At 70.5% G+C, this 23,665-nt stretch carries 25 protein-coding genes and 1 riboswitch; of the genes, 18 read left to right on the top strand and 7 right to left on the bottom strand.

The genetic code is table 11. From position 1 onward, the window contains the following. Window positions 1-137: 137 nt before the first annotated feature. Both AOK22_RS03005 and AOK22_RS03000 read left to right on the top strand, forming a co-directional pair. On the top strand, window positions 138-1,721 hold the full coding sequence (locus AOK22_RS03005) for an RDD family protein (RefSeq protein WP_055696953.1): 1,584 nt from the start codon (window positions 138-140) through the stop codon (window positions 1,719-1,721). Window positions 1,722-1,807: 86 nt separating this feature from the next. Beyond that, window positions 1,808-2,521 carry an RDD family protein gene (locus AOK22_RS03000; protein WP_055696952.1) on the top strand — a complete coding sequence of 238 codons (714 nt, stop codon included), beginning with the start codon at window positions 1,808-1,810 and terminating at the stop codon, window positions 2,519-2,521. 80 nt (window positions 2,522-2,601) lie between these two features. On the opposite strand, the gene AOK22_RS02995 is transcribed toward AOK22_RS03000, so the two are convergent. Further along, entirely contained in the window at window positions 2,602-2,883 is a 282-nt protein-coding gene (locus AOK22_RS02995) for a hypothetical protein (protein WP_055696951.1), read from the bottom strand. A gap of 520 nt (window positions 2,884-3,403) precedes the next feature. Here AOK22_RS02995 and AOK22_RS02990 point away from each other — a divergent pair. Then, window positions 3,404-5,770, top strand: coding sequence for an immune inhibitor A domain-containing protein (locus tag AOK22_RS02990; protein WP_425263993.1), 2,367 nt, complete (start codon window positions 3,404-3,406; stop codon window positions 5,768-5,770). 147 nt (window positions 5,771-5,917) lie between these two features. Next, on the top strand, window positions 5,918-6,250 hold the full coding sequence (locus tag AOK22_RS02985) for a hypothetical protein (RefSeq protein ID WP_055696949.1): 333 nt from the start codon (window positions 5,918-5,920) through the stop codon (window positions 6,248-6,250). 45 nt (window positions 6,251-6,295) lie between these two features. Here AOK22_RS02985 and AOK22_RS02980 read toward each other — a convergent pair whose 3' ends face one another. Continuing rightward, window positions 6,296-6,880, bottom strand: coding sequence for an isochorismatase family protein (locus tag AOK22_RS02980; protein ID WP_055696948.1), 585 nt, complete (start codon window positions 6,878-6,880; stop codon window positions 6,296-6,298). Window positions 6,881-7,029: 149 nt separating this feature from the next. Beyond that, a complete protein-coding gene (locus AOK22_RS02975; protein WP_055696947.1) occupies window positions 7,030-8,358 on the bottom strand; it encodes a nicotinate phosphoribosyltransferase in 1,329 nt (442 codons plus the stop codon). A 92-nt stretch (window positions 8,359-8,450) separates the two neighbouring features. Here AOK22_RS02975 and clpS point away from each other — a divergent pair, with 92 nt between their 5' ends. From clpS to AOK22_RS02930, 10 genes are all read left to right on the top strand, one after another. After that, a complete protein-coding gene (gene clpS / locus AOK22_RS02970) occupies window positions 8,451-8,765 on the top strand; it encodes an ATP-dependent Clp protease adapter ClpS (RefSeq protein ID WP_055696946.1) in 315 nt (104 codons plus the stop codon). 85 nt (window positions 8,766-8,850) lie between these two features. Continuing rightward, window positions 8,851-9,453 carry a DUF2017 domain-containing protein gene (locus AOK22_RS02965; protein WP_055696945.1) on the top strand — a complete coding sequence of 201 codons (603 nt, stop codon included), beginning with the start codon at window positions 8,851-8,853 and terminating at the stop codon, window positions 9,451-9,453. 341 nt (window positions 9,454-9,794) lie between these two features. After that, window positions 9,795-11,288, top strand: coding sequence for an amino acid permease (locus AOK22_RS02960; protein WP_055696957.1), 1,494 nt, complete (start codon window positions 9,795-9,797; stop codon window positions 11,286-11,288). A 123-nt stretch (window positions 11,289-11,411) separates the two neighbouring features. Next, window positions 11,412-11,834 (top strand): M67 family metallopeptidase, encoded by a 423-nt coding sequence (locus AOK22_RS39400; protein ID WP_055696944.1) that lies wholly within the window; start codon window positions 11,412-11,414, stop codon window positions 11,832-11,834. Between the two features lie 3 nt (window positions 11,835-11,837). Then, window positions 11,838-11,996, top strand: a riboswitch (cobalamin riboswitch). A gap of 42 nt (window positions 11,997-12,038) precedes the next feature. Next, window positions 12,039-13,010 carry an ABC transporter substrate-binding protein gene (locus AOK22_RS02950; protein ID WP_055696943.1) on the top strand — a complete coding sequence of 324 codons (972 nt, stop codon included), beginning with the start codon at window positions 12,039-12,041 and terminating at the stop codon, window positions 13,008-13,010. 5 nt (window positions 13,011-13,015) lie between these two features. Beyond that, on the top strand, window positions 13,016-14,113 hold the full coding sequence (locus AOK22_RS02945; RefSeq protein ID WP_079036295.1) for a FecCD family ABC transporter permease: 1,098 nt from the start codon (window positions 13,016-13,018) through the stop codon (window positions 14,111-14,113). After that, window positions 14,110-14,907, top strand: a complete 798-nt coding sequence (locus tag AOK22_RS02940; RefSeq protein WP_055696942.1) for an ABC transporter ATP-binding protein — start codon at window positions 14,110-14,112, stop codon at window positions 14,905-14,907. The genes AOK22_RS02945 and AOK22_RS02940 overlap by 4 nt, the downstream gene beginning before the upstream one ends. A 66-nt stretch (window positions 14,908-14,973) precedes the next feature. Next, on the top strand, window positions 14,974-15,078 hold the full coding sequence (locus AOK22_RS43835; RefSeq protein WP_341845547.1) for a putative leader peptide: 105 nt from the start codon (window positions 14,974-14,976) through the stop codon (window positions 15,076-15,078). A gap of 124 nt (window positions 15,079-15,202) precedes the next feature. Continuing rightward, window positions 15,203-15,481 (top strand): MoaD/ThiS family protein, encoded by a 279-nt coding sequence (locus AOK22_RS02935; protein WP_055696941.1) that lies wholly within the window; start codon window positions 15,203-15,205, stop codon window positions 15,479-15,481. 12 nt (window positions 15,482-15,493) lie between these two features. After that, window positions 15,494-16,447: a PLP-dependent cysteine synthase family protein gene (locus AOK22_RS02930; RefSeq protein ID WP_055696940.1), complete on the top strand. Its 954-nt coding sequence runs from the start codon at window positions 15,494-15,496 to the stop codon at window positions 16,445-16,447. Between the two features lie 96 nt (window positions 16,448-16,543). Here the strand turns inward: AOK22_RS02930 and AOK22_RS02925 are convergent, their stop codons facing one another. Continuing rightward, the gene (locus AOK22_RS02925; RefSeq protein ID WP_055696939.1) at window positions 16,544-17,005 is read right to left on the bottom strand and encodes a type II toxin-antitoxin system PemK/MazF family toxin; all 462 of its coding nucleotides are present in this window, start codon (window positions 17,003-17,005) and stop codon (window positions 16,544-16,546) included. 208 nt (window positions 17,006-17,213) lie between these two features. On the opposite strand from AOK22_RS02925, the gene AOK22_RS02920 reads away from it, so the two are divergent. Beyond that, window positions 17,214-17,966 (top strand): MBL fold metallo-hydrolase, encoded by a 753-nt coding sequence (locus AOK22_RS02920; protein ID WP_055696938.1) that lies wholly within the window; start codon window positions 17,214-17,216, stop codon window positions 17,964-17,966. 3 nt (window positions 17,967-17,969) lie between these two features. Here the strand turns inward: AOK22_RS02920 and AOK22_RS02915 are convergent, their stop codons facing one another. From AOK22_RS02915 to AOK22_RS02905, 3 genes are all read right to left on the bottom strand, one after another. Continuing rightward, window positions 17,970-18,875, bottom strand: a complete 906-nt coding sequence (locus AOK22_RS02915; protein WP_055696937.1) for a DUF7916 family protein — start codon at window positions 18,873-18,875, stop codon at window positions 17,970-17,972. An 88-nt stretch (window positions 18,876-18,963) separates the two neighbouring features. Continuing rightward, entirely contained in the window at window positions 18,964-20,229 is a 1,266-nt protein-coding gene (locus tag AOK22_RS02910; RefSeq protein WP_055696936.1) for a PTS transporter subunit EIIC, read from the bottom strand. 283 nt (window positions 20,230-20,512) lie between these two features. After that, window positions 20,513-21,826 (bottom strand): PTS transporter subunit EIIC, encoded by a 1,314-nt coding sequence (locus AOK22_RS02905; protein ID WP_055696935.1) that lies wholly within the window; start codon window positions 21,824-21,826, stop codon window positions 20,513-20,515. A gap of 225 nt (window positions 21,827-22,051) precedes the next feature. On the opposite strand from AOK22_RS02905, the gene AOK22_RS02900 reads away from it, so the two are divergent. From AOK22_RS02900 to AOK22_RS02890, 3 genes are all read left to right on the top strand, one after another. Beyond that, window positions 22,052-22,285: a PTS sugar transporter subunit IIB gene (locus tag AOK22_RS02900; protein WP_055553187.1), complete on the top strand. Its 234-nt coding sequence runs from the start codon at window positions 22,052-22,054 to the stop codon at window positions 22,283-22,285. Window positions 22,286-22,365: 80 nt separating this feature from the next. Beyond that, window positions 22,366-23,115 (top strand): ribonuclease PH, encoded by a 750-nt coding sequence (rph, locus tag AOK22_RS02895; protein ID WP_055696934.1) that lies wholly within the window; start codon window positions 22,366-22,368, stop codon window positions 23,113-23,115. A gap of 121 nt (window positions 23,116-23,236) precedes the next feature. Further along, window positions 23,237-23,632 (top strand): hypothetical protein, encoded by a 396-nt coding sequence (locus AOK22_RS02890; RefSeq protein WP_055696933.1) that lies wholly within the window; start codon window positions 23,237-23,239, stop codon window positions 23,630-23,632. Window positions 23,633-23,665: the final 33 nt, after the last annotated feature.

The following is a 23,665-nucleotide window of genomic DNA, read 5'->3' as shown; positions in this document are numbered from 1 at the left end:
GTGGGGAGGGGCGCCGGGGAGGTGTGGGGAGCGTGCCCGGAAAGTGGTCCGTAGGACGGGACCCGCCCGGTGGGACACGCCGGTCTGATAGATGTGGACCCTCCAGTAGACCCCCGAGCAGATACGGGACGACGGACATGAGCGCCCCAACTCCGGCCCCAGGCGACGACCGGCCGCGCGAAGGCTACTACCCCGACCCGTCCATTCCCGGATATGTCCGGTACTGGAACGGTGCCGCCTGGGTGCCCGGTACGAGCCGTCCCGCGCCGTCCGACGGCGAACCGCTGCCGGCCCCGCCCGGCGCGGGCTCCGGGGCGGGCACGGGGGCCGCGGGGCCGCCCGCCGTGGAGGAGACGGGCCCGCACTTCTTCGACGAGGACCCGCAGACCGACCAGGCCGCGCAGTCCGCGCAGGCCGCGCGGCCCGAAGCGGCCGACCAGCACGGCGCCCGGCCCGAGCCCGCCTCCGCCTGGCAGGCCGACGCCGCCCGTCAGTCCGGCCTCGGCGGCGACCAGGAGCGCCGGGTGTCCTGGGGCTCCCCGCCGGGCCAGGCCGCCGACCCGCGCGTGCCGGGCGACACCGCGCCCCGCGCGGAGGCCGCCCCCGCGTCCCCCGAGCCCGGGCACGACGACGGCAACCCCGGCACCGTCGCGATCCGCGCCATGAAGCCGGGCGCCGCGAAGCCGGGCGCCGCGCAGCCGAACGTGAAGCAGCCGGGCGCGGCCCAGCCCGCCGCCACGCCCCCGGGCGCCGCCCAGCCGCCCTCGGGCGAGGGCACCGTGACGTTCCGTCGGCCCACCGGGCCGGTGCGGCCGTCGGCGTCCGCCCCCGCGGCCCACAAGCCCGGGGGACAGGCCACGCCCGCCGCCTCGGCCGGCACCGACGGCACCATGGCGATCCGCGCCATCCGCCCCACGTCCGGACAGCGGGGCGCCCGGGCCGCCGCCGCGCAGTCGGCCGTGCCCCAGCAGACCTCCGTACCGCCGCAGACGCCCGCGCCCGCGCAGCCCCAGCAGGCCGCCGCGCCCGCGCAGCCCGCCGTCCCGCAGCAGAGCGGCCTGCCCGCGCCCGTCACCTCCGGGCCCGGCGGCGGCTCGCCCTCCTGGGCCCAGCAGGTCCACCAGCTCGCGCAGCCCCCGGCCGCGCCCGCCGCCGGCGGGCAGGACGAGGGACAGCCCGTCGTGCCCTGGAAGCCGGTCACCCAGGACCCGTTCCTCGCGGCCGCCCAGGCCCAGGCCGCCGCCCGGCCCGCCGGACTCGGCCGGCGCCTTGCCGCGCGGCTCGTCGACACCGTCGTCCTCGTCGCCGTCACCGGCGCCGCCGCGCTGCCGCTCGGCACCAAGGCCGCCGACCACATCGACGGCAAGATCGACGCGGCGAAGCTCTCCGGCGAGAAGACCACGGTCTGGCTGCTCGACGGCACCACGGCCGGCTACCTCGGCATCATCCTCGCCGTCCTGCTGCTCTTCGGCGTCGTCTATGAGGCGCTGCCCACCGCCAAGTGGGGCCGCACCCTCGGCAAGAAGGTGTGCGGCATCGAGGTGCGGGACATCGAGGAGCACGAGCCGCCGGCGTTCGGGGCGGCGCTCAAGCGCTGGCTGGTGTACAGCGTGCCCGGCGTCCTGGTGATCGGCGTCGTCGGCGTGCTGTGGTGCGTCTTCGACCGGCCGTGGCGGCAGTGCTGGCACGACAAGGCGGCGAACACCTTCGTCGCGGGGTGAGCGCCGGGTGACCCGGACGGCCGCCCGGTAACCCGGTCAGCCGCTCGCCGGATGCGGAGCGGGGGCCGTCGCGGTCGACTCGGGCCATGAGCACCGAACCGCCGCAATACCCGCCGCCGGACGACGACCCGTTCGGCAAGCAGCCGCCGCAGCAGCCTCCGCAGGGCGGCGGATCCCCCTACGACACCCCGCCCCCGGGCGGCGGCTCGCCCTACGGCAGCCCGCCGCCGGGCGGTGGGACCCCGCCCCCGGGTGCCGGTGGCGGTTCCCCCTACGGCGCCCCGCCGCCGCCCTACGGGGGCGACCCCTACGGCGGTGGACAGGGCGGCTACGGCGGCGGGGATCCCCTCGCCGGAATGCCCCCTCTGGCCGACAGCGGAAAGCGTGTCCTCGCCCGCATCATCGACATGATTCTGGTGGGCATCGTCGTCAGCCTGCTGTCGTGGCTGTTCGGCACGGCCGAGTACGACATCGACCCGGACAAGGTGAACACGGGCAAGTCGTTCGGCCAGTCCCTGCTGGCCGCCGTGCTCTACATCGCGTACGACACCTTCACGATGTCCAGGACCGGGCAGACGCTCGGCAAGAAGTGGCTCGGGATGCGCGTCGCGAACCTCAGCGACGGCGCCACGCCGACCCTGCAGACCGCGCTCGCCCGCGCGGCCGTGCTCTGGCTGCCGTTCGCCTTCTGCTGCGCCTGCATCTGGACGGCGATCAGCGGCGGCTGGAGCTTCTTCGACAAGCCGTACAAGCAGGGCCTGCACGACAAGGCCGCCAAGACGGTGGTGGTCAGCGTCTGACAGGTGCTGGTCCGGGGGTCACCCGGACGCGGCGGCGTCTCTTCCGGCGGGCTCGTGGTACACGGGCCCGCCGTCTCGTGTCACGGACCCGCGGGTTCGCGCACGGACTCGGCGAGCACGGCGCGCTGCGCCGGGACGCGGTCGTGCGCGGGCGCCGTCTTGGACGACGCGCGGGCGGCCGAGGGGGCCGGCCCGGGCAACGGGACCGTCATCGCGACGAGTAGGCCGAGGCCGAGCGCGGCAAGGGCTATCACCATGATTCCCACGCCCGAACTCGTCTGGGACAGAAGCAGCATGGCGAGTGTGGAGAAGACGACGGTCACGGCGCCGTAGGCGATCTGCGCGGCGGTCGGACGAGGCATGGGACGAGGCATGACGGGATCCGTCCTCGGGACAGCAGATGGTGATCTGGTCATTTGCGAATCAAAGGGTGCTCGACGGCGACGACTTGGGATGTGCCGCCTCGCGCTGTGGCGCACCGTCGATTGACTCTGTTCCATTGACTCTATTCCGCTGTCTGCCCGACGGGAACGAGCGGTAAGCGTGACCTTACCCACGGTGCCGGAGCACAGGGGGCGCACGGGTTCATGGCGTCCATCAAGTGGACGGTCCGGCGCGCCCGTTGGTCTTCTCCGTGGGGGAGTGCCCCACGTCCGGATAGCGGACCCGGACGTCTACATAGTGCACTTGGCCTGTTCAAGTCAAGGTCTGTCTTTTCTCCCGTACTTCCGGTCGAATGTCGTCACTTGTGACGCGTACATCGCGCGCGGACCTCCTCCGACCGGGATCTCGGTCCGGCCATTTTCGCGCGGGCGCGGGGGAGGATCTCATCAAGTGACAGCCAGAACACGGACGTTCAGAGCCACCGCGGTGGCCGTGGCGATGGCCGCGGCCGCCGCGACGTACTCGGCGGCGACCGCCACGGCCGACACCGGCACCTCGGGCGGGGCGCCGGCCGTCGACCGGCAGGACCCCTCACGGGCCAAGGCCCAGGTCGACCACGACCTCGACGGACCCTTCAGCAAGCAGCAGGCGCAGCAGCGCAAGGCCGCCCTGCAGCAGGTCGTCGCGGGCGACGCCAAGGTCCAGAAGAAGGGCGCCTCCAAGGTCGTCAAGCTCGACGACAAGAAGTACGTCGAGCTGGGCCGGGAGAAGACCGACAAGATCTTCACGATCCTGGTGGAGTTCGGGGACAAGGTCGACGACACGACCATGTATGACCCCGACGGGCCCGAGGGCCCGGAGCAGCCGGTCAAGAAGTACGGCGGCAAGCCGGGACCGCTGCACAACAAGATAGCCAAGCCGGACCGTGCCAAGGACAACAGCACGGCCTGGCAGAAGGACTACAACCAGAAGCACTTCCAGGACCTGTACTTCGGGAAGGGCAAGGACTCCAAGGGCAAGCAGAAGGAGTCCCTGAAGACCTACTACGAGAAGACCTCCTCGGGCCGCTACTCGGTCGACGGTGAGGTCTCCGACTGGGTCAAGGTCGACTACAACGAGGCCCGGTACGGCTCGAACTACTGCGGCGACACCAACTGCCCGAACGTCTGGGACGCGGTCAAGGACGGCGTGACCGCCTGGGCCAAGGACCAGAAGGCCAAGGGCCGCACGGACGCGCAGATCAAGACGGACCTCGCCAAGTACGACCAGTGGGACCGTTACGACTTCGACGGCGACGGCGACTTCAACGAGCCCGACGGCTACATCGACCACTTCCAGATCGTCCACGCGGGCGAGGACGAGTCGGCCGGCGGCGGCGTCGAGGGCGAGAACGCCCTGTGGGCGCACCGCTGGTACGCCTACGGCAACGACGCGGGCAAGACCGGCCCCTCGAACAACAAGGCCGGCGGCACCCAGATCGGCGACTCGGGCATCTGGGTCGGCGACTACACGATGCAGCCGGAGAACGGCGGCCTCGGCGTCTTCGCCCACGAGTACGGCCACGACCTCGGGCTGCCCGACCTGTACGACACCACGGGCAAGGGCGAGAACTCGGTCGGCTTCTGGTCGCTGATGTCGGCCGGCTCCTGGCTCGGCACCGGCAAGGACGCCATCGGCGACCTGCCGGGCGACATGACCGCCTGGGACAAGTTCCAGCTGGGCTGGCTCGACTACGCCAAGGCCAAGGCCGCGACGACGTCCGAGCACAAGCTGGGCGTCTCGGAGTACAACACCCGGCACCGCCAGGCGCTCGTCGTCGACCTGCCGAAGAAGTCCGTCACCACCAACGTCGTGAAGCCCACCGAGGGCGCCAAGCAGTGGTGGAGCGACCAGGGCGACGACCTCAAGAACACCCTGACCCGCCCGGTCGACCTGACCGGCAAGTCCAAGGCCGAGCTCTCCCTGGACGGTTGGTGGGACATCGAGGCCAACTACGACTACCTCTACACCGAGGTCTCCACGGACGGCGGCGCCAACTGGGCGCCGATCGACGGCACCGCGGACGGCAAGCCGATCACCCGTGACGCCGGCGACAAGCCCGCGTTGACCGGCGCCTCGGCCACGTACAAGAAGCTCGTCTTCCCGCTGGACGCCTACGCCGGCAAGAAGATCGACGTCCGCTTCCGTTACTCCACGGACGGCGGCGCGGGCGGCAAGGGCTTCGCGGCCGACGCCCTCGCGGTCACCGCGGACGGCACCAAGCTCTTCGAGGACGGTGCCGAGGGCGACGACAACGGCTGGACGGCGAAGGGCTTCTCGCGCATCGGCGAGTCCTTCACCAAGAAGTACGACCAGTACTACCTCGCCGAGAACCGCCAGTACGTCTCGTACGACAAGACCCTGAAGGTCGGCCCGTACAACTTCGGCTTCTCGCAGTCGCGTCCGGACTGGGTCGAGCACTACCCGTACCAGACCGGTCTGCTGGTCTGGCAGTGGGACACCTCGCAGAAGGACAACAACACCAGCCAGCACCCCGGCCAGGGTCTGATCCTGCCGGTCGACGCGCACGCGAAGCCGCTGAAGTGGAAGGACGGCACGCTCCTGCGCAACAAGATCCAGCCGTTCGACGCGCCGTTCAGCAGGTACGCGACGGACAAGCTCACGCTCCACAACGCGGACGTGGCGCTGAAGATCAAGTCCCAGAAGGGCGTCCCGGTCTTCGACGACCGCAAGGGCACCTACTGGTACAAGGAGAACCCCACGGGAAGTGTCAAGGTCACTGACACCAACACCCAGATCAAGATCATCAAGCAGCCCAAGGACGGCTCGACGATCACGGTCCAGGTGGGTCCCTCGAAGAAGTAATTAGCGTTATCGCAGGTCAAGCCATGATCGGCCGTCGCCCTCTAGCGGGCGGCGGCCGATCGTGTTTAGGTGCGTGCTGTGGATTTCTTATTGACGCGGGGTCCGGCCAGGGATCCGGCGCGATGTCTCACGGGGGTGTGACGACGCATGTCCGCAGGAGGTTTCTGCAAGCTGCCGAACGGCAGCGTGGTGGTGGCACTGACACTGCCGAACCCGTCGCCGGGCGGCGGCACGGTCCGCATGATCGTGCACGCCGTGAACCGGGCGAGGGCCCTGACCAGGCTCCGCAATCTCGGCCTGAGGGCGGTCTACCTGCGCGGCAACACCCACCCGCCGACGCCGGACGAGGTCACGGCGGTGCTGCACCACCCGGACGGCCTGATATGGCGGACGGCACCGGACGACGCGCGGGAGCTGTGGCACCCGATCAGGGCGCTGAAGAGACAGGGGCGAACCACATCCAGCCCCTCCGGCGTCTGAGGGCGGGGTCCGGGGCGGAGCCCCGAGGCGGTCACGGGGCCGGGGTCACATCACGGGCTTCCCGGTGAGCTCGACCCCGGCCGAGCCCATCTCGGCCATCGCCGACTCCGTGGTCGCCTCCGAGACCCCCGCGGTGAGGTCCAGCAGGACGGTGGTCCTGAACCCCTCCCGCGCCGCGTCCACCGCCGTGGCCCGCACGCAGTGGTCCGTCGCGAGGCCCACCACGTCGACCTCCGTGATCTCCCGGGACCGCAGCCAGTCCGCGAGGGACACCCCGTTCTCGTCGACGCCCTCGAAGCCGCTGTACGCCGCCGCGTACGCCCCCTTGTCGAAGACCGCGTCGATCGCGCCGGAGGCGACCGCGGGGGCGAAGTTCGGGTGGAAGCCGATGCCCTCCGTGCCCGCCACGCAGTGCGGCGGCCAGGAGTCGATGTAGTCGGGGTGGTCGGAGAAGTGGGAGCCGGGCTCGATGTGGTGGTCGCGGGTGGCCACGACGTGGCGGTAGCAGGCCGGGGTCTGCCCGATCAGCTCGGTGATGGCGGCGGCGACGTCCGCGCCGCCGGCGACCGCGAGGCTGCCGCCCTCGCAGAAGTCGTTCTGCACGTCTACGACGATCAGTGCGCGGCGCATGGGCGGTGTCCTTCTCCTGGGAGACTACGAGCGTAGGGACTTCGAGTATGGGTCGGGAAGGGGCGGTTGGCGCACCCGGCCGGAGCGCCCGGCGCCGCGGGGCGGCGGTTCACGGGTACTCGGCGGGGTTCAGGCGCACTCGGCTGGATTCACGCGTACTCGGTGGGAATGACCGCTTCGCCCCGTGACAGCTGCGTCGCCGAGAGCGGGAGTCCGGCGCGGGCGGCGGCGTGCCGGTCGCGCACCGCGTCCAGCGGCTCGCGGGCGACGACCTCGCCGCCCTTGACCAGCTCGACCAGGAGCTGCCGGTCGGCGAGGTCCGCCGGCACGGGCCCGGTGCCGATCACCTCGGCCTCGGCGACGCCCTGCGCGTCGGTCCGCCGGGCGGCCCACTTGCGTCCGCCCATCGAGGACTTGGCGCCGAGCGACTTCTTCGCGACCGGCTCCAGGGGCGCCTTGGGGTCCGCCGAGTGGGCGCGGGCCACCAGCTTGTAGACCATGGAGCAGGTGGGGTGCCCGGAGCCGGTGACGAGCTGGGTGCCCACGCCGTACGCGTCCACGGGCGCCGCCGCGAGCGAGGCGATGGCGTACTCGTCCAGGTCGGAGGTCACGACGATCTTCGTGTTCGTGGCGCCGAGGTCGTCCAGCTGCTGGCGCACCCGGTGGGCGACGAGCAGCAGGTCGCCGGAGTCGATGCGCACCGCGCCGAGCTCGGGTCCGGCGACCTCGACGGCCGTGCGGACGGCCTCGGCGACGTCGTAGGTGTCCACGAGCAGCGTCGTGCCGCGGCCGAGCGAGTCGACCTGGGCGCGGAAGGCGTCGCGTTCGTTGTCGTGCAGCAGCGTGAAGGCGTGGGCGCTGGTGCCGACCGTGGGGATGCCGTAGCGGAAGCCGGCGGCCAGGTCCGAGGTGGTCGCGAAGCCCCCGACGTACGCGGCGCGGGAGGCGGCGACGGCGGCCAGCTCGTGGGTGCGGCGCGCGCCCATCTCGATCAGCGGGCGGTCGCCGGCGGCCGAGGACATGCGGGAGGCGGCGGCCGCGATGGCGGAGTCGTGGTTGAGGATGGAGAGGATCACGGTCTCCAGGAGCACGCACTCCGCGAAGGAGCCCTCGACGCGCAGGAGCGGCGAGCCGGGGAAGTAGACCTCGCCCTCGGGATAGCCCCAGATGTCGCCGCTGAAGCGGTACCCGGCGAGCCATTCCAGGGTGGCCTCGTCGACGATGGCGCGCTCGCGCAGGAAGCCGAGGACGTCGGCGTCGAAGCGGAAGTTCTCGACGGCGTCCAGGACGCGTCCGGTTCCGGCCACCACGCCGTAGCGCCGGCCCTCGGGCAGCCTGCGGGTGAAGACCTCGAAGACCGAACGCCGGTCGCCGGTGCCCGCCTTCAGCGCGGCCTGCAGCATCGTCAGCTCGTACTGGTCCGTGAAGAGCGCTGTCGACGGAACATCCACCGGCAGGCCAAGGTCCGCTGTGTTCATACGAGGGATGCTACCCCGCATCTCGTCACTCTGACGATTTCAAGGAGGTCTTCGGGAGGCCATTTGTGCGAGGCCCCCCTCGGGGTGGCAGCATGGGGCGTGTGAGTACGGCTCCCGCAGAGATCACCCGTCCGGAATCGGCCGAAGAGACGTTCGCGGCCCCCGAGCCGGACGTCCCCTGGATCACGCTCGTCCACAACGACCCGGTGAACCTGATGAGCTACGTGACGTACGTGTTCCAGACGTACTTCGGGTACTCGAAGGACAAGGCCACGAAGCTGATGATGGACGTGCACCACAAGGGCCGCGCGGTCGTCTCCACCGGCACCCGCGAGGAGATGGAGCGCGACGTGCAGGCCATGCACGGGTACGGGCTGTGGGCCACCCTCCAGCAGGACCGCACGTAGCGCCCACCGGGCGGCCCAGGCAGCGGCACCCACCAAGCAACGCCCGCCGCGCGCGGCGGACGGACCGGAAGCAGCGACTCAACTGATGCCAGGACACTTCGAACCGATTCCCGGGGGCGGCGCCGCCGTCGCGCTCGACGAGGTCGAGATCTCGATCATCCGTTCCCTCGCCGTGCAGCTCCTGGAGCTGATCGGTCCGGGCCCCGGGGGCGAGGCCTCCGACGACCCCCTCGCGGAGCTCTTCGCGGAGGGCCCCAGCGAGCCGCCCGCCGATCCGGTCATGCGGCGCCTGCTGCCCGACGCGTACGGCGGCCCGGGGAGCGAGGAGGGGGCCGGCGACCCGGACGAACTGCGGGCGTATTCGGCCGAGTTCCGCCGTTTCACGGAGAACGACCTGCGGGCCAAGAAGCGCGACGACGCCCTGGTCGTGATCCGTTCGCTCGACTCGATGACGTCGTCGGGCGAGGGCGGAGCTGTCCTGAAACTGTCGGTCGAGGAGTCCCGGCACTGGCTCGGCTCCCTCAACGACCTCCGGCTCGCGATCGGCACGCGCCTGGACGTCACGGATGAAGAGGACACGGAGCTGCTCTACCGCCTGCCCGACTCCGACCCGCGCAAGCCGATGGTGATGGCGTACCTGTGGCTCGGTGGACTGCAGGAAACGCTGGTGGAGACGTTGCTGGGCTGAAAATGGGTGCAACAGACACCTTTTGTTCAGTCGGCGGTCCGTTCGCTCAGCGGATGCTCAAATCCGGATAACGATCGCGTCACTTCATTGCCCGCGTTTATCACAGCAAGGGACTTTTGTCCGCTTCTCCCTGTGGCGTGCACCACAAGTGGCTCATTCCCTCACTGTTGCCACCGTGATAAATCTTCACGACCGCTCGGCGACGCCACCCATGTCGCCGAGGGCGCTCGGGCCGGCAGACCGCCGGTAGCACTCCATTCCATATCCGGGGGGATCAGGACCTGATCCGCAGTCACAACGCAGATGTGCGGGCGCGGATCAGCATGGAGAAAGGCGTCACCATGACCTCAGTGCAGGTCGAAGAGCACCACGACGGCAATGAGGCCGTGCACGCCGCCGGGCAGTCCGGCGACGGCGAGGGGTACCAGCGCGGGCTCGGCGCCCGGCAGATCCAGATGATCGCGATCGGCGGTGCCATCGGCACCGGCCTGTTCCTCGGCGCGGGCAAGGCCATTCACAAGGCCGGACCGAGCCTCATCCTGGCGTACGCCATCGCGGGCCTCGTCATCTTCTTCATCATGCGGGCGCTCGGCGAGCTCCTCATGTACCGGCCCGTCTCCGGTTCCTTCTCGGAGTACGCGCGGGAATTCATGGGCCCGTTCTTCGGATTCGTGACCGGCTGGACGTACTGGCTCTTCTGGGTCGTCACCGGCATCACCGAAGTCACCGCGGCCGCCCAGTACATGCAGTACTGGACCCACGACTCATTCCCGCAATGGGCCTACGCGCTGGTCTTCACGGTCATCCTGTACGGCGCGAACCTCATCTCCGTGAAGCTCTTCGGTGAGCTGGAGTTCTGGTTCTCGATGGTCAAGGTCACCGCGATCATCGGCATGATCCTGATCTGCGTCGGCATCCTCACCGTCGGTTTCTCCGACGCCGGTGACACCGCGACCGTCGCCCACCTGTGGAACCAGGGCGGGTTCTTCCCGAACGGCATCGGCTCCACGCTGATGACCCTGCAGATCGTGATGTTCGCGTTCCTCGCCGTCGAGCTCGTCGGCGTCACCGCGGGCGAGTCCAAGGACCCGAAGACCGTCCTGCCCAAGGCGATCAACACCGTGCCGTGGCGCATCGCCGTCTTCTACGTCGGCGCGCTCATCATGATCCTCTCGGTCGTGCCGTGGACGGAGTTCGTGCCGGGCGTCTCCCCGTTCGTCGCCGCCTTCGACAAGATGGGTCTCGGCGTCGGCGCCGCGGTCGTGAACTTCGTGGTCCTCACCGCCGCGCTCTCCTCCTGTAACTCCGGCATGTACTCCACCGGCCGCATGCTGCGCGACCTCGCGCTCAACGGCCAGGGCCCGAAGTTCTTCACCAGGCTCACGAAGAACGGCCTGCCGCTGATCGGCACCACGGTCTCCGCCGGCTTCATGCTGTTCGGCGTCTGGATCAACTACCAGTGGCCGGGCGAGGCGTTCAACTACGTCGTCTCCTTCGCGACCATCTCCGGCATGTGGGCCTGGATCATGATCCTGTGCTGCCAGATCCGCTACCGCCGCAAGGCCGACCGCGGCGAGCTGCCGCAGTCCACCTTCCGGGCGCCCGGTGCGCCGTTCACCAGCTGGTTCGCGCTCGCCTTCATCGGCATGGTCATCGTGATGATGGGCGTCGACAAGGACGCGCGGATCTCGCTGTACGCCGCGCCGGTCTGGGCCGCGATCCTGGTGGCCGCGTACTACTTCCTCAAGAAGCGCAACCCGCAGGCCGCCGCGTTCAGCAAGCGCAAGGTGGGTGTCATCCACCCCGCCGACAGCGCGCCGGCCGACAAGGACTGACCGCTCCGGCAGGCCGGGGAGCGACCTCCCCGGCCGCGTGCCGCCGAAGGCCGCTGTCCAGCATTCGGGCCCGCCCGTACCATCCCTCGGTACGGCGCGGGCCCTCTGCTTATCCTGGCTCCCATGCTGACCATCACCCAGGCCCTCCACGACCAGATCGTCGCGCACGCGCGGCAGGACCACCCCGACGAGGCCTGCGGCGTGGTCGCGGGGCCGGCCGGCACCGGCCGCCCCGAGCGCTTCATCCCGATGCTGAACGCCGCGCGCTCGCCCACGTTCTACGAGTTCGACTCGGGTGACCTGCTCAAGCTCTACCGCGAGATGGACGACCGCGACGAGGAGCCGGTGATCGTCTACCACTCGCACACCGCCACCGAGGCGTACCCCTCGCGCACCGACATCACGTACGCCAACGAGCCCGGCGCGCACTACGTCCTCGTCTCCACCGCGGACACCGACGACGCGGGCCCCTTCCAGTTCCGCTCGTTCCGGATCGTGGAGGGCGAGGTCACCGAGGAAGAGGTACAGGTCGTCAAGGCATACTGACCCCGACACCTTGAGGCGGCAGGAGCCAGGAAGCCGGTGCGAACCCGGCACGGTCCCGCCACTGTGACCCCGCCCTTCCCCCCTCTCTCGGCTCCGCTCGAGAAGGGGAGACCCCACTCCGGGGCGGGGGAGTCAGGAACTGACCTGCCGCCTTCTCCACGCAACGCAGGGGACGCGGAAATCCCCTGGAGGAGGCAGTTCAGCATGTCCCGCCGTCACACCGGCATACGCGCGCTCGCCGCGGCCGCCCTGCTCGTCCCGCTCGCCGCGTGCTCGTCCTCCGGCGCCGGCTCCGACGGCGAGCCCGCGGCCAAGGCCGCCGGATTCCCGTACACCGTCACCAACTGCGGTGTGAAGACGACGTACGAGGCGCCCCCGAAGCGCGCCGTCACCATGAACCAGCACGCCACCGAGGTGATGCTGGAACTGGGCCTCCAGGACCGCATGGCCGGCACCGCCTACCTCGACGACAAGGTCCTGCCGAAGTACGCGAAGGCCTACAAGGCGCTCCCCGTGCTCGCCAAGGAGTACCCCTCCTACGAGAAGCTGCTCGCCGCCAACCCCGACTACGTGTACGGCGGTTACGCCAGCGCCTTCCTCGCGGGCGACGGCCGCAGCCGCGCCGCGCTCGCCAAGTCCGGCATCGAGAGCCGCCTCAACGTCGAGGGCTGCGCCAAGCGCCCCGTCTCCATGAAGGACGTCTACCGCGAGGTCCGCGAGGTCGGCTCGACGTTCGGGGTGCGGGACCGCGCCGACCGGTGGGTGCGCGGCGCCGAGCGCGAACTCGCCGCCACCGCCGAGCAGGCGAAGGGCAGGAAGCCCGCGAAGGTCTTCGTCTACGACAGCGGCGACAAGACCGCGTTCACCGCGGGCGGCCGGGGCATCGGCAACGACATCATCGAGCGCGCGGGCGGCCACAACGTCTTCGCCGACGTCGACAAGTCCTTCAGCGACGCCTCCTGGGAGTCGGTCGTCGAGCGCAAGCCGGACGTCGTCCTGATCCTCGACTACGGCGCCACGACGGTCGCCCAGAAGAAGAAGCGCCTCCTCGACGACCCGGTCCTCCAGGACGTCCCGGCGATCAAGAACAAGCGCTTCGCGGTCCTGCCCCTGTCGGACACCGTGACAGGGGTACGAGCACCGGAGGCGGTGAGGAAGCTGGCGGCGCAGCTGTGAGCCGGATGACCACGCCCGGGAAGGTCACGCCCGTCCGGCGCTCGGGGACGAGCCCGAAGGGCGACCGGCGGAGCACGGGGAGCCGGCGCCTCCTCACCCTGACGGTCCTCACCGTGGCCCTGGCGGCGGCGACCGTCGCGGGACTCGCACTCGGCTCCGTCAGGATCCCGCCGGGCCAGGTCGTCGAGATCCTCACGGGACGGGCGGAGCCCTCCCCGTTCCGCACCATCGTGCTGGACGTGAGACTCCCGAGGATCATCCTCGGGGCAGTGGTGGGCGCGGGTCTCGCGGTGATCGGCACCGTCCTCCAGGCCCTCGTCCGCAACCCCCTCGCCGACCCGTTCCTGCTCGGCGTCTCCTCCGGCGCCTCCGTCGGCGCGGTCGTCGCGATCGTGCTCGGCGGCCTCTTCGGCCTCGGCGCGAGCCTCGCGACCACCGTCACGATCCCGGCCGCCGCCTTCGTGGGCGCGCTGATCTCGCTGGTCCTCGTCTACGCCCTGGCCAGAGGCGGCGGCGGGCAGTTCGCCACCGGCCGCCTGATCCTGGCCGGAGTCGCCGTCTCGTACATCCTGACCGCCCTGACCAGCCTCATCCTGGTCACCGCCGACAGCGCCGACCACCTCAAGGAAGTCCTGTACTGGACGCTCGGCGGCCTCGGCAGCGCCCGCTGGAACATGCTCGCGCTGCCCTGCGTCTGCCTGGTCGTCGGCACGGCCCTCCTGGTCGCCCTGGCCCGCCCCCTCGACCTGCTGCTCGCCGGGGAGGAGGGCGCCACCGTCCTCGGCCTGGACACCGCCCGCTTCCGCGCCGGCGTCTTCGTCCTCGCCTCGCTCCTGACCGGCGTCCTCGTCGCCTACAGCGGCGCCATCGGCTTCGTCGGCCTGATGGTCCCGCACGCCGCCCGCATGCTCGTGGGCGCCGCGCACCGCGCGCTGCTCCCGGTCGTGGCGCTGATGGGCGCGGTGTTCCTGGTGGTCGCCGACCTCGCGGCGCGCACGGTCGCCGCCCCGCAGGACATCCCCGTCGGCGTGCTGACCGCGCTGACCGGCGGCCCGTTCTTCCTCTGGCTGCTGCGGCGGCGTACCGAAGGAGCACCGGCATGACGCACCCGCCCGCGCCCACCGGCGAACTGCGCGCCGAAGGCCTCTCCTACGAGGTCGACGGCAGGCTCCTCGTGGACGGCGTCGACCTCACCGCCGCCCCCGGCGAGACCGTCGGCGTCGTCGGCCCCAACGGCAGCGGCAAGACGACGCTGCTGCGCTGTGTGTACGGCACCCTCCGCCCCACCGCGGGCCGCGCCCTCCTGGACGGCGAGGACCTGCACACGATGACCCCGAAGGCCCGCGCCCGGCGCCTGGCCACGGTGCCGCAGGACGGGCAGGGCGCGTTCGAGCTCACGGTCCGGCAGGTGGTCGCCATGGGCCGCTCCCCGCACAAGCGGTTCTGGGAGGCGGACACGGCCGCCGACGAGGAGTTCGTCGAGGCGGCGCTCGCCCGCGTCGGCGTCGCGGACCTCGCCGGCCGGACCTTCCCCTCGCTCTCCGGCGGCGAGCGCCAGCGCGCCCTGGTGGCCCGCGCCCTGGTGCAGGAGCCCACCCTCGTCGTCCTCGACGAGCCCACCAACCACCTGGACATCCGCTACCAGCTCGACATCCTCACCCTGGTGAGGGAGTTGGGCACCACCAACCTCCTCGCCCTGCACGACCTGAACCTCGCCGCGTACTACTGCGACGTCCTGCACGTCCTCGACGGCGGCCGGCTCGTCGCCTCAGGTGCCCCGAAGGACGTCCTCACACCCGAGCTGCTCGCCGGTGTCTACGGCGTGACGGCCGAGGTCAGCACCCATCCCGTCACCGGCGCCCCGACCGTCGTCTATCTCCCGCCGACCGCATCCTGAACGGAATCCGTCCGGTATCTGAGATCACATTCCAGGACCCGGACCGGGAATCGATACGATGACCGCATGGTTCCCCATGACGTGAGCGTAGAGACGCCGGGCACATTGCTGCTTGTCGCGCGGCTGCACGTCGACCTGTGCCGCCTCGCCAGCGCGATCTGTTCCCGCTGAACCGTTCCGCCGCACGGCCGTGGGCCGCGGCGCCGTACCCGCGTACGACCACGCACCACCCGCACGACAGCGCCGCCGCGCGCCCATCACCTGCACTTCTCGACTCCCGACAGGAGCCCTCAGCATGGCCATCGAGGTCCGCATCCCGACCATTCTCCGCACCTACACCGACGGCGAGAAGGCCGTCCAGGGCAGTGGAGACACCCTCGCCGAGCTCTTCACCGACCTCGACTCGCGGCACGCGGGCATCGCCGAGCGCATCGTGGACGACGGCAAGCTGCGCCGCTTCGTGAACGTGTACCTGAACGACGAGGACGTCCGCTTCCTGGACGGCATCTCCACCAAGCTCGCCGACGGCGACAGCGTCACGATCCTGCCGGCCGTCGCCGGCGGCATGCGCTAGGCCCGATCCCGGATGCCTCGCTACGACTCCCCGCTCGCCGCGGTCGGCAACACCCCGCTCGTCCGCCTGCCGCGTCTTTCGCCCTCGGACGACGTCCGCATCTGGGCCAAGCTGGAGGACCGCAACCCGACCGGTTCCGTCAAGGACCGGCCGGCCCTCCACATGGTCGAACAGGCCGAGAAGGACGGCCGGTTGACGCCCGGCTGCACGATCCTGGAGCCGACCTCCGGCAACACCGGCATCTCGCTCGCCATGGCGGCCAGGCTCAAGGGCTACCGCATCGTGTGCGTCATGCCGGAGAACACCTCGCAGGAGCGGCGCGACCTGCTCGCCATGTGGGGCGCCGAGATCATCTCGTCCCCGGCGGCGGGCGGCTCCAACACCGCGGTCCGCGTGGCCAAGGAGCTCGCCGCCGAGCATCCGGACTGGGTGATGCTCTACCAGTACGGCAACCCCGACAACGCCGGTGCCCACTACGCCACGACCGGACCGGAGATCCTCACCGACCTCCCCTCGGTCACCCACTTCGTGGCGGGCCTCGGCACGACGGGCACGCTCATGGGCGTCGGCCGCTATCTGCGCGAGCACAAGCCCGACGTCAGGATCGTGGCCGCCGAGCCGCGCTACGACGACCTCGTCTACGGCCTGCGCAACCTCGACGAGGGCTTCGTCCCCGAGCTGTACGACGCCTCGGTGCTCACCACCCGCTTCTCCGTCGGCTCGGCGGACGCGGTGACCCGCACCCGTGAACTCCTCCAGCAGGAGGGCATCTTCGCGGGCGTCTCCACCGGCGCGGCGCTGCACGCGGCGATCGGCGTCGGCAAGAAGGCGGTCAAGGCGGGGGAGTCCGCGGACATCGTCTTCGTCGTCGCCGACGGCGGCTGGAAGTACCTGTCGACGGGCGTCTACACCGCGGCCACCACGGAAGAGGCCATCGAGACGCTCCAGGGCCAGCTCTGGGCGTAGGGCCCGGCCGCCCGGGGAGCCGTCGCTCACCGGCTCCGCCGATTCCGTCCTCGCACGCCGGACGGGCCGGGACTCCCGGCCCGTCCGGCGTTCCGGCTATCCGGCCAGATACCTGACCTGGTCCCAGAGGACCGGATCCACCACCCCGGCCCTGCGCCGGAACTCCTCCAGCGGCACGTCCCGCAGCTCGTCCGTCTCCAGGAAGCTCGGCCGGCCGTGCGCGTCGCCCACCGAGCCCGGCGGCAGCGGGATCACGCCCGCGCGCTCGTCGTGGTACTTGCTGGTGATCTTCGCGACCAGCGCGCTCTCCCCGCGCACGGACAGCACCAGACACGGCCGGTCCTTGCCGCCGGGCCCGTCCTCGTAGGGCACCCTCGCCCACCAGATCTCCGCCGGCCGCGGCGCGGGCAGCCGATGCCGGGGCCCCCGCGGCGGCCGGGCCCGGCCCGGCGGCCGGGTACTCCGCTTCCGGGGCCCGCGCCCCCAGCCGTCCACCAGCGTGACGACCAGCGCGAGCACCACCACGGCGGCCAGCGCGAGCCACCAGGACGTGTCCATACGCATGACGGTACCGGCGTACGCCCCCTGCCGCCCACCGCATCCCGGGCGCCCCACAAGCCCCCCGAACCGGTGACACCGCAGGTGAGTTCCCCCACAACGGCCCGCGACGGAGGAGCGACCAGCCCTTTTGCGCCTTACGCTCGACGGACCGCACACCCCCCGGCTCTTCTGCCAGCCCCCCTGTCAGCGCGGAGGTTCCAGCTTCATGAAGCTCACCGTCGTCGGCTGCTCGGGCTCGTTTCCGTCCGCGGACTCGGCCTGCTCGAGCTACCTCGTCGAGGCCGACGGCTTCCGGTTGCTGCTCGACATGGGCAACGGCGCCCTCGGCGAGCTGCAGCGCCATATCGGTCTGTACGACCTCGACGCGATCTTCCTCAGCCATCTGCACGCGGACCACTGCATCGACATGTGCGCGTATTTCGTGGCGCGCTACTACCGGCACGAGGGCGGCCGCTGCGCCCCCATCCCGGTCCACGGCCCCGAGGGCACCGAGCAGCGTCTGACCACCGCGTACGCCGACACGCCCTCGGCGTCCTCGATGAGCGAGGTCTTCGACTTCCACACGGTCAAGCCGGCGTCGTTCGAGATCGGCCCGTTCTCCGTGCGCACCGAGAAGGTGTGCCACCCCGTCGAGGCGTACGCCATCCGCGTCGAGCACGGCGGGAAGTCCCTCACGTACTCCGGGGACACCGGACCGTGCGACGTCCTGGACGAACTCGCCGCGGGCACCGACCTGTTCCTGTGCGAGGCGGCCTTCACGCACGGCAAGGAGAACATCCCCGACCTGCACCTCAACGGCCGCGAGGCGGGCGAGTCCGCCCGGAAGGCGGGCGCAGGAAGGTTGCTGCTGACCCACATCCCGCCGTGGACGGACCCGCAGGTGAACCTCGCCGACGCGCGCTCGGCCTACGCGGGCCCCACGGCCCTCGCGGCGCCCGGCGCGACGTACGAGATCTGAGGTTCAGGCCGTGCGGTGACCGCGGCCGCCCAGGGCCATCCGGTTCCAGGTGTGGCGGCGGCCGCGGATCGCGACCGAGTAGTCGTACATGACCTCCGGGTCGCACATCCCCGGCAGGAACGAGTCCCCGAAGTGGTGGGCGTCGATGCCCACCTCCTTCGCGGTCAGCGCGAGCTGGGGCACCACGTTCGCGTGGCTGCCCTCCTGGCTGGTGCCGATCGCGCCCATCACCACCGCGCCCGCGTCCTGCGCGGCCGCCACGGCCTCGGCGGCCAGCTCCTTGGTGACGCCCGGCAGCGTGCCCGGCAGGGGCATCACGACGCCGTCCGCGCCCGCCGCCACCAGAGAGGTCAGCCGCTCCACCGTGACCCGCTCCGGGTGGCCCGCGTGGTGCATCTTGCCGCTCCACAGCGCCACGTCGTCGCCGAGGCCCGCGCGCAGCTCCTCGGTGACCCGCGCGAGGCCCTCGTAGGAGCCGCCCGTGCCCGGGTTCGCCGTCAGACAGAGCATCGCGGCGCCCATGTCCACGAGCCGCTTGGCGTACTCGGGCTTGGCGCGGCGGATCTCGGGGACGTCGCCCGGCTCCAGGTTGATGCCGACGGGACGGCCGATGTACGCGGCGAGGTCGGCGATCGAGGTGAAGGTGCCGAGTCCCGGCAGGTCGAGCCGCTCGCCGTCCCAGGCGCGCTCGATGAGGTTCAGCACGACGATGTCGGCGCCGAAGGCCGCGACGAGCTCGGCGTTGTGGACGCCGGGCATGCCCGGCACCGGGATCAGGGCGGCCCGGTCGGCGAAGACCTCGGCGACCATGGTGCGCCCCTCGGCGGCGGCCACGGCGGTGGTCAGGTCACGCCCGCGCAGGGCGGAGAGTCGTTCGCGGTCGAGGTCCAGAATGCGTTCGGTCGTCATACCTCGACCGTAATCGGCCGCACATGACGAAGCCCCGCGCCGTTGGTACCAACGGCGCGGGGCTTACGTCCCCAAGTGCGGGAGGAGACTACTTCGCCTCCGCCTTCTGGAGCTCCGCGAGCTCCTCGTCGGACTCGCGGCCCGGCGTCGGGAGGTTGAACTTGGTGATCGCGAAGCGGAAGACCACGTAGTAGACCGCCGCGAAGCACAGACCCACCACGGCCAGGCCGATCGGCTTGGTGGCCGCGCCGAAGTTCAGCGCGTAGTCGATGAAGCCGGCCGAGAAGCCGAAGCCGTCCTTCATGCCGAGCGCCCAGGTCAGGGCCATGGAGACACCGGTGAGCACCGCGTGGATCGCGTACAGGACCGGCGCGATGAACATGAAGGTGAACTCGATGGGCTCCGTGATGCCCGTGACGAACGCGGTGAGCGCGAGCGAGAACATCATGCCGCCGACGACCTTGCGGCGCTCGGGACGGGCGCAGTGCGTGATCGCGAGGCAGGCCGCGGGCAGCGCGAACATCATGATCGGGAAGAAGCCGGTCATGAACTGTCCGGCGCTCGGGTCACCGGCGAGGAAGCGCGGGATGTCGCCGTGGGCGCCGTTGTAGTCGCCCGCCTGCCACCACGGGAAGGAGTTCAGGAGGTGGTGCATGCCGATCGGGATCAGCGCGCGGTTGGCGACACCGAAGATGCCCGCGCCCGCGGCGCCCGAACCGACCAGCCACTCACCGAAGTTGTGCAGACCGGCGCCGAGGACCGGCCAGATCAGACCGAAGACGATGCCGATGACCAGGCCCGCGAAGGACGACAGGATCGGGACGAGACGGCGGCCGCCGAAGAAGCCCGCCCAGTCGGGGAGCTTGGTCCGGTAGAACTTCTGGTACAGCAGGGCGACGACGATGCCCATGACCACACCGCCGAGCACACCGGCGTTGACCGGGGCGGCGTTCTCGACGATCTTGCCGTCGACGACCGACTGGACCTTCGGCAGGTTGCTGTCGGTGAAGGTGGCGAGCACCTTCTGGAAGACCAGGTAGCCCGCGACGGCCGCGAGGCCGGTGGAGCCGTCGGACTTCTTGGCGAAGCCGATCGCGATGCCGACGCAGAACAGGAGCGCGATGTTGTCGATGATCGCGCCACCGCCCGCCGCCATGTAGCTCGCGATCTTGGTGATCCAGGTCGGGAACGAGTCCCGGCCGAGCATGTCGTCGGCGCCGAGCCGCACGAGGAGCGCGGCGGCGGGCATCACGGCGACCGGCAGCATGAGGCTGCGGCCGATCCGCTGCAGCACGGCCATCACGCCGGCGCCCTTTTTCTTGTCGGCCGCGGGGGCGGCACTGGCCGTGGACACAACTTCCTCCAGGGGGTACCCCCGGCCGGAGGCTGGGGGAGGGCAAGGCGCCGCCTGGGGACAAGGAAGTGGGGGACGGCGGCGTCTCCGGGGGACGCGGCGAGAAGGCCGCGTGGTCTACACCAATTAGTGGTGTAGACCTGTTGTAGCACGGTGAAGGTGGCGTAAGGAACCCGCGATTCCTGTGGCCTGAGCCATATCCGGAAATGGCAGACCAAAGGCCCCCGGATCCGAGGTCCGAGGGCCTTGTGGAAGGGGCGGGGCGGCGGTCCCGCGCCGGGCTCTACGCCTTGGTCTGCTCCGCGTCCAAGGCCTCTGCCTCCTCCTCCGGTTCGCGTCCCGGGGTCGGCAGATTGAACTTCGTGATGACGAAGCGGAATACGACGTAGTACACGACGGCGAAGCACAGACCGATCGGAATGATCAGCCATGGCTTGGTCGCCAGACTCCAGTTGATGACGTAGTCGATCAGTCCCGCGGAGAAGCTGAAGCCGTCCTTCACGCCCAGCGCCCACGTCACCGCCATCGAGACGCCGGTGAGCACCGCGTGCAGCGCGTACAGCAGCGGCGCGATGAAGAGGAACGAGTACTCGATCGGCTCGGTGATGCCCGTGACGAACGACGTCAGGCCGACCGAGAGCATCATGCCGCCGACCACCTTGCGGCGCTCCGGGCGCGCGCAGTGGGTGATCGCGAGGGCCGCGGCGGGCAGCGCGAACATCATGATCGGGAAGAAGCCCGAGGTGAACTGGCCCGCCGTCGGGTCGCCCGCGAGGAAGCGGTTGATGTCACCGTGCACGACCGTGCCGTCCGGCTTGGTGAAGTCGCCGAACTGGAACCACACGAACGTGTTCAGGAACTGGTGCAGACCCACCGTGAGCAGCGCGCGGTTGGCGACACCGAAGATGCCCGAGCCCAGCCAGCCGAGGTCCACCAGCCACTTGGAGAAGCTGGTCAGCGCGTCACCGATGGGCGGCCAGATCCACACGCAGATCCCGGCGAAGATCAGGCCGACGAAGGCCATGATGATCGGCACGAGCCGGCGGCCGTTGAAGAAGCCGAGCCAGTCGACCAGCTTCACGCGGTGGTACCGCTGCCAGAACCAGGCGGCGAGCAGGCCCATCACGATGCCGCCGAAGACCCCTGGATTCTGGTACGCGGCCTGCGCCACCGTCCCGTCCTCGGCGACGCACACCCCGCTCCACATGCCCGCGCCGCCGAAGGTGGTGTCCGCCGGGCAGTCGTCGGGGAAGGCGCGCAGGACCGCGTAGTAGACGAGGAAGCCGGCGACCGCCGCGAGGGCCGTGGAGCCGTCCGCCTTCTTCGCCATGCCGATGGCGACGCCGATGCAGAACAGCAGGGGCAGGCCGAGCGAGGAGTCGAGCAGGGAGCCGCCCGCCGCCGCGAAGACCTTCGCCACGTTCGTCCAGCCCAGGCCGTCGTCGCCGAACACGTCGGGCTGGCCGAGCCGGTTGAGGATGCCCGCGGCGGGCAGGACCGCGATGGGCAGCTGGAGGCTGCGGCCCATCTTCTGGAGGCCTTGGAACAGGCCGTTCCACCACTTCTTCTGTGGCACCGCTGCGGCGTCGGAACTCATCGGCGTCCCTCCCGGAACAAGCCAGGTTTGGCGGTCGTTGAAAACTGGTGTAGACCAGTTGCGGAACGGGTGGGAGTGCCGACCGATGAGGGACGGCACCGTGATCGTCATCATTGGGCACGACTGCCGTAACCGCCCGCGAAGATGGTCCAACCGTGCGTTACCGTGGCAAAGCGGACCTACGGTGCGTCGAGGCCGCATCCTTTAAAAGCAGGGAGAAACACCATGGCCAGCAAGGCTGAGAAGATCGTTGCCGGGCTCGGCGGCATCGACAACATCGAAGAGGTCGAGGGCTGCATCACCCGCCTCCGCACCGAGGTCAAGGACCCCGCCCTGGTCGACGACGCCGCCCTGAAGGCCGCCGGCGCCCACGGCGTCGTCAAGATGGGCACCGCCGTCCAGGTCGTCATCGGCACGGACGCCGACCCGATCGCCGCGGACATCGAAGACATGATGTGAGTTCCTGAACTCACCACCGAGGGCCCCCTCCCCGCTCAGGGGTGAGGGGCCCTCAGCCATGTCCGGATAGGCTCAGCCCCATGTCCTCTACGCCCCGCATCGACGGCCGCACCCCCGAACAGCTCCGCCCCATCACCATCGAGCGCGGCTGGAGCAAGCACGCCGAGGGCTCCGTCCTCATCTCCTTCGGCGACACCAAGGTCTTCTGCACGGCCTCCGTCACCGAAGGCGTCCCGCGCTGGCGCAAGGGCAGCGGCGAAGGCTGGGTCACCGCCGAGTACTCCATGCTGCCGCGCTCCACCAACACCCGCGGCGACCGCGAGGCCGTCCGCGGCAAGATCGGCGGCCGCACCCACGAGATCAGCCGCCTCATCGGCCGCTCCCTGCGCGCCGTCATCGACTACAAGGCCCTCGGCGAGAACACCATCGTCCTGGACTGCGACGTCCTCCAGGCCGACGGCGGCACCCGCACCGCCGCCATCACCGGCGCCTACGTCGCCCTCGCCGACGCCGTCACCTGGGCCCAGGGCAAGAAGCTCGTCAAGCACGGCCGACAGCCCCTCACCGGCACCGTCAGCGCCGTCTCCGTCGGCATCGTCGGCGGCGTGCCGCTGCTCGACCTCCGCTACGAGGAGGACGTGAAGGCCGACACCGACATGAACGTCGTCTGCACCGGCGACGGCCGCTTCGTCGAGGTCCAGGGCACCGCCGAGGCCGAGCCCTTCGACCGCAAGGAGCTCAACGCCCTGCTCGACCTCGCGGTCGGCGGCTGCGAGGAACTCGCGGCCTACCAGCGCGCCGCGCTCGAGGGCACGCTCACCACGCCGTAGTCACCGGTACGCGACAGCCACCGGTAGAGGCAACCAACGACCCCTTGGCGGGCGTTGTTAGGAGTACGGGCGCGCGGGCAGAACCGTGCGCCCGTCCGCACCCCTGGGGAGGGACCGAACCATGGCCGCGCGCCACCGTCGTATCGCCACCACCGTCGCCGCAGTCCTGATCGCCGTACCGGCCGGCGTCGGACTCATCGGCTGCAGCGCCGTCGACAAGGCGCTCGACTGCGTACAGACCGCAGACACCATCGCCGACAGCGTCACCGACCTGCAGCAGGCCGTCGAGAACGCCGGCGACAACCCGGCCGAGGCGGACAAGGCGCTCGACGACATCGGCAAGAACCTCGACAAGATCGGCGACAAGACCGACAACACCGACATCAACAAGGCCGTCGACGACCTCGACAAGGCCGTGGACAACGTCCGCGACTCCATCAAGAACGGCGACTCCACCCCGGACGTCAGCCCGGTCACGGACGCCGCCGGCGAACTGACCAAGGTCTGCACGCCGTGACGGACGCGGGTCGCGCCCCCGGGATACTGGGGG

It is taken from the genome of Streptomyces silaceus, from assembly GCF_001419745.1.
Lineage (GTDB): Bacteria > Actinomycetota > Actinomycetes > Streptomycetales > Streptomycetaceae > Streptomyces > Streptomyces silaceus.
The sequence above is the reverse complement of the archived record's forward strand: the minus strand, read 5'-3'. Positions and strand labels throughout refer to the sequence as shown.

Coding starts and splice junctions, on each gene's coding strand:
- AOK22_RS03005 (WP_055696953.1), top strand. CDS start 138: ATGAGCGCCCCAACTCCGGCCCCAGGCGACGACCGGCCGCGCGAAGGC.
- AOK22_RS03000 (WP_055696952.1), top strand. CDS start 1,808: ATGAGCACCGAACCGCCGCAATACCCGCCGCCGGACGACGACCCGTTC.
- AOK22_RS02995 (WP_055696951.1), bottom strand. CDS start 2,883: ATGCCTCGTCCGACCGCCGCGCAGATCGCCTACGGCGCCGTGACCGTC.
- AOK22_RS02990 (WP_425263993.1), top strand. CDS start 3,404: ATGGCCGCGGCCGCCGCGACGTACTCGGCGGCGACCGCCACGGCCGAC.
- AOK22_RS02985 (WP_055696949.1), top strand. CDS start 5,918: ATGTCCGCAGGAGGTTTCTGCAAGCTGCCGAACGGCAGCGTGGTGGTG.
- AOK22_RS02980 (WP_055696948.1), bottom strand. CDS start 6,880: ATGCGCCGCGCACTGATCGTCGTAGACGTGCAGAACGACTTCTGCGAG.
- AOK22_RS02975 (WP_055696947.1), bottom strand. CDS start 8,358: ATGAACACAGCGGACCTTGGCCTGCCGGTGGATGTTCCGTCGACAGCG.
- clpS (WP_055696946.1), top strand. CDS start 8,451: ATGGGGCGTGTGAGTACGGCTCCCGCAGAGATCACCCGTCCGGAATCG.
- AOK22_RS02965 (WP_055696945.1), top strand. CDS start 8,851: ATGCCAGGACACTTCGAACCGATTCCCGGGGGCGGCGCCGCCGTCGCG.
- AOK22_RS02960 (WP_055696957.1), top strand. CDS start 9,795: ATGACCTCAGTGCAGGTCGAAGAGCACCACGACGGCAATGAGGCCGTG.
- AOK22_RS39400 (WP_055696944.1), top strand. CDS start 11,412: ATGCTGACCATCACCCAGGCCCTCCACGACCAGATCGTCGCGCACGCG.
- AOK22_RS02950 (WP_055696943.1), top strand. CDS start 12,039: ATGTCCCGCCGTCACACCGGCATACGCGCGCTCGCCGCGGCCGCCCTG.
- AOK22_RS02945 (WP_079036295.1), top strand. CDS start 13,016: ATGACCACGCCCGGGAAGGTCACGCCCGTCCGGCGCTCGGGGACGAGC.
- AOK22_RS02940 (WP_055696942.1), top strand. CDS start 14,110: ATGACGCACCCGCCCGCGCCCACCGGCGAACTGCGCGCCGAAGGCCTC.
- AOK22_RS43835 (WP_341845547.1), top strand. CDS start 14,974: ATGGTTCCCCATGACGTGAGCGTAGAGACGCCGGGCACATTGCTGCTT.
- AOK22_RS02935 (WP_055696941.1), top strand. CDS start 15,203: ATGGCCATCGAGGTCCGCATCCCGACCATTCTCCGCACCTACACCGAC.
- AOK22_RS02930 (WP_055696940.1), top strand. CDS start 15,494: ATGCCTCGCTACGACTCCCCGCTCGCCGCGGTCGGCAACACCCCGCTC.
- AOK22_RS02925 (WP_055696939.1), bottom strand. CDS start 17,005: ATGGACACGTCCTGGTGGCTCGCGCTGGCCGCCGTGGTGGTGCTCGCG.
- AOK22_RS02920 (WP_055696938.1), top strand. CDS start 17,214: ATGAAGCTCACCGTCGTCGGCTGCTCGGGCTCGTTTCCGTCCGCGGAC.
- AOK22_RS02915 (WP_055696937.1), bottom strand. CDS start 18,875: ATGACGACCGAACGCATTCTGGACCTCGACCGCGAACGACTCTCCGCC.
- AOK22_RS02905 (WP_055696935.1), bottom strand. CDS start 21,826: ATGAGTTCCGACGCCGCAGCGGTGCCACAGAAGAAGTGGTGGAACGGC.
- AOK22_RS02900 (WP_055553187.1), top strand. CDS start 22,052: ATGGCCAGCAAGGCTGAGAAGATCGTTGCCGGGCTCGGCGGCATCGAC.
- rph (WP_055696934.1), top strand. CDS start 22,366: ATGTCCTCTACGCCCCGCATCGACGGCCGCACCCCCGAACAGCTCCGC.
- AOK22_RS02890 (WP_055696933.1), top strand. CDS start 23,237: ATGGCCGCGCGCCACCGTCGTATCGCCACCACCGTCGCCGCAGTCCTG.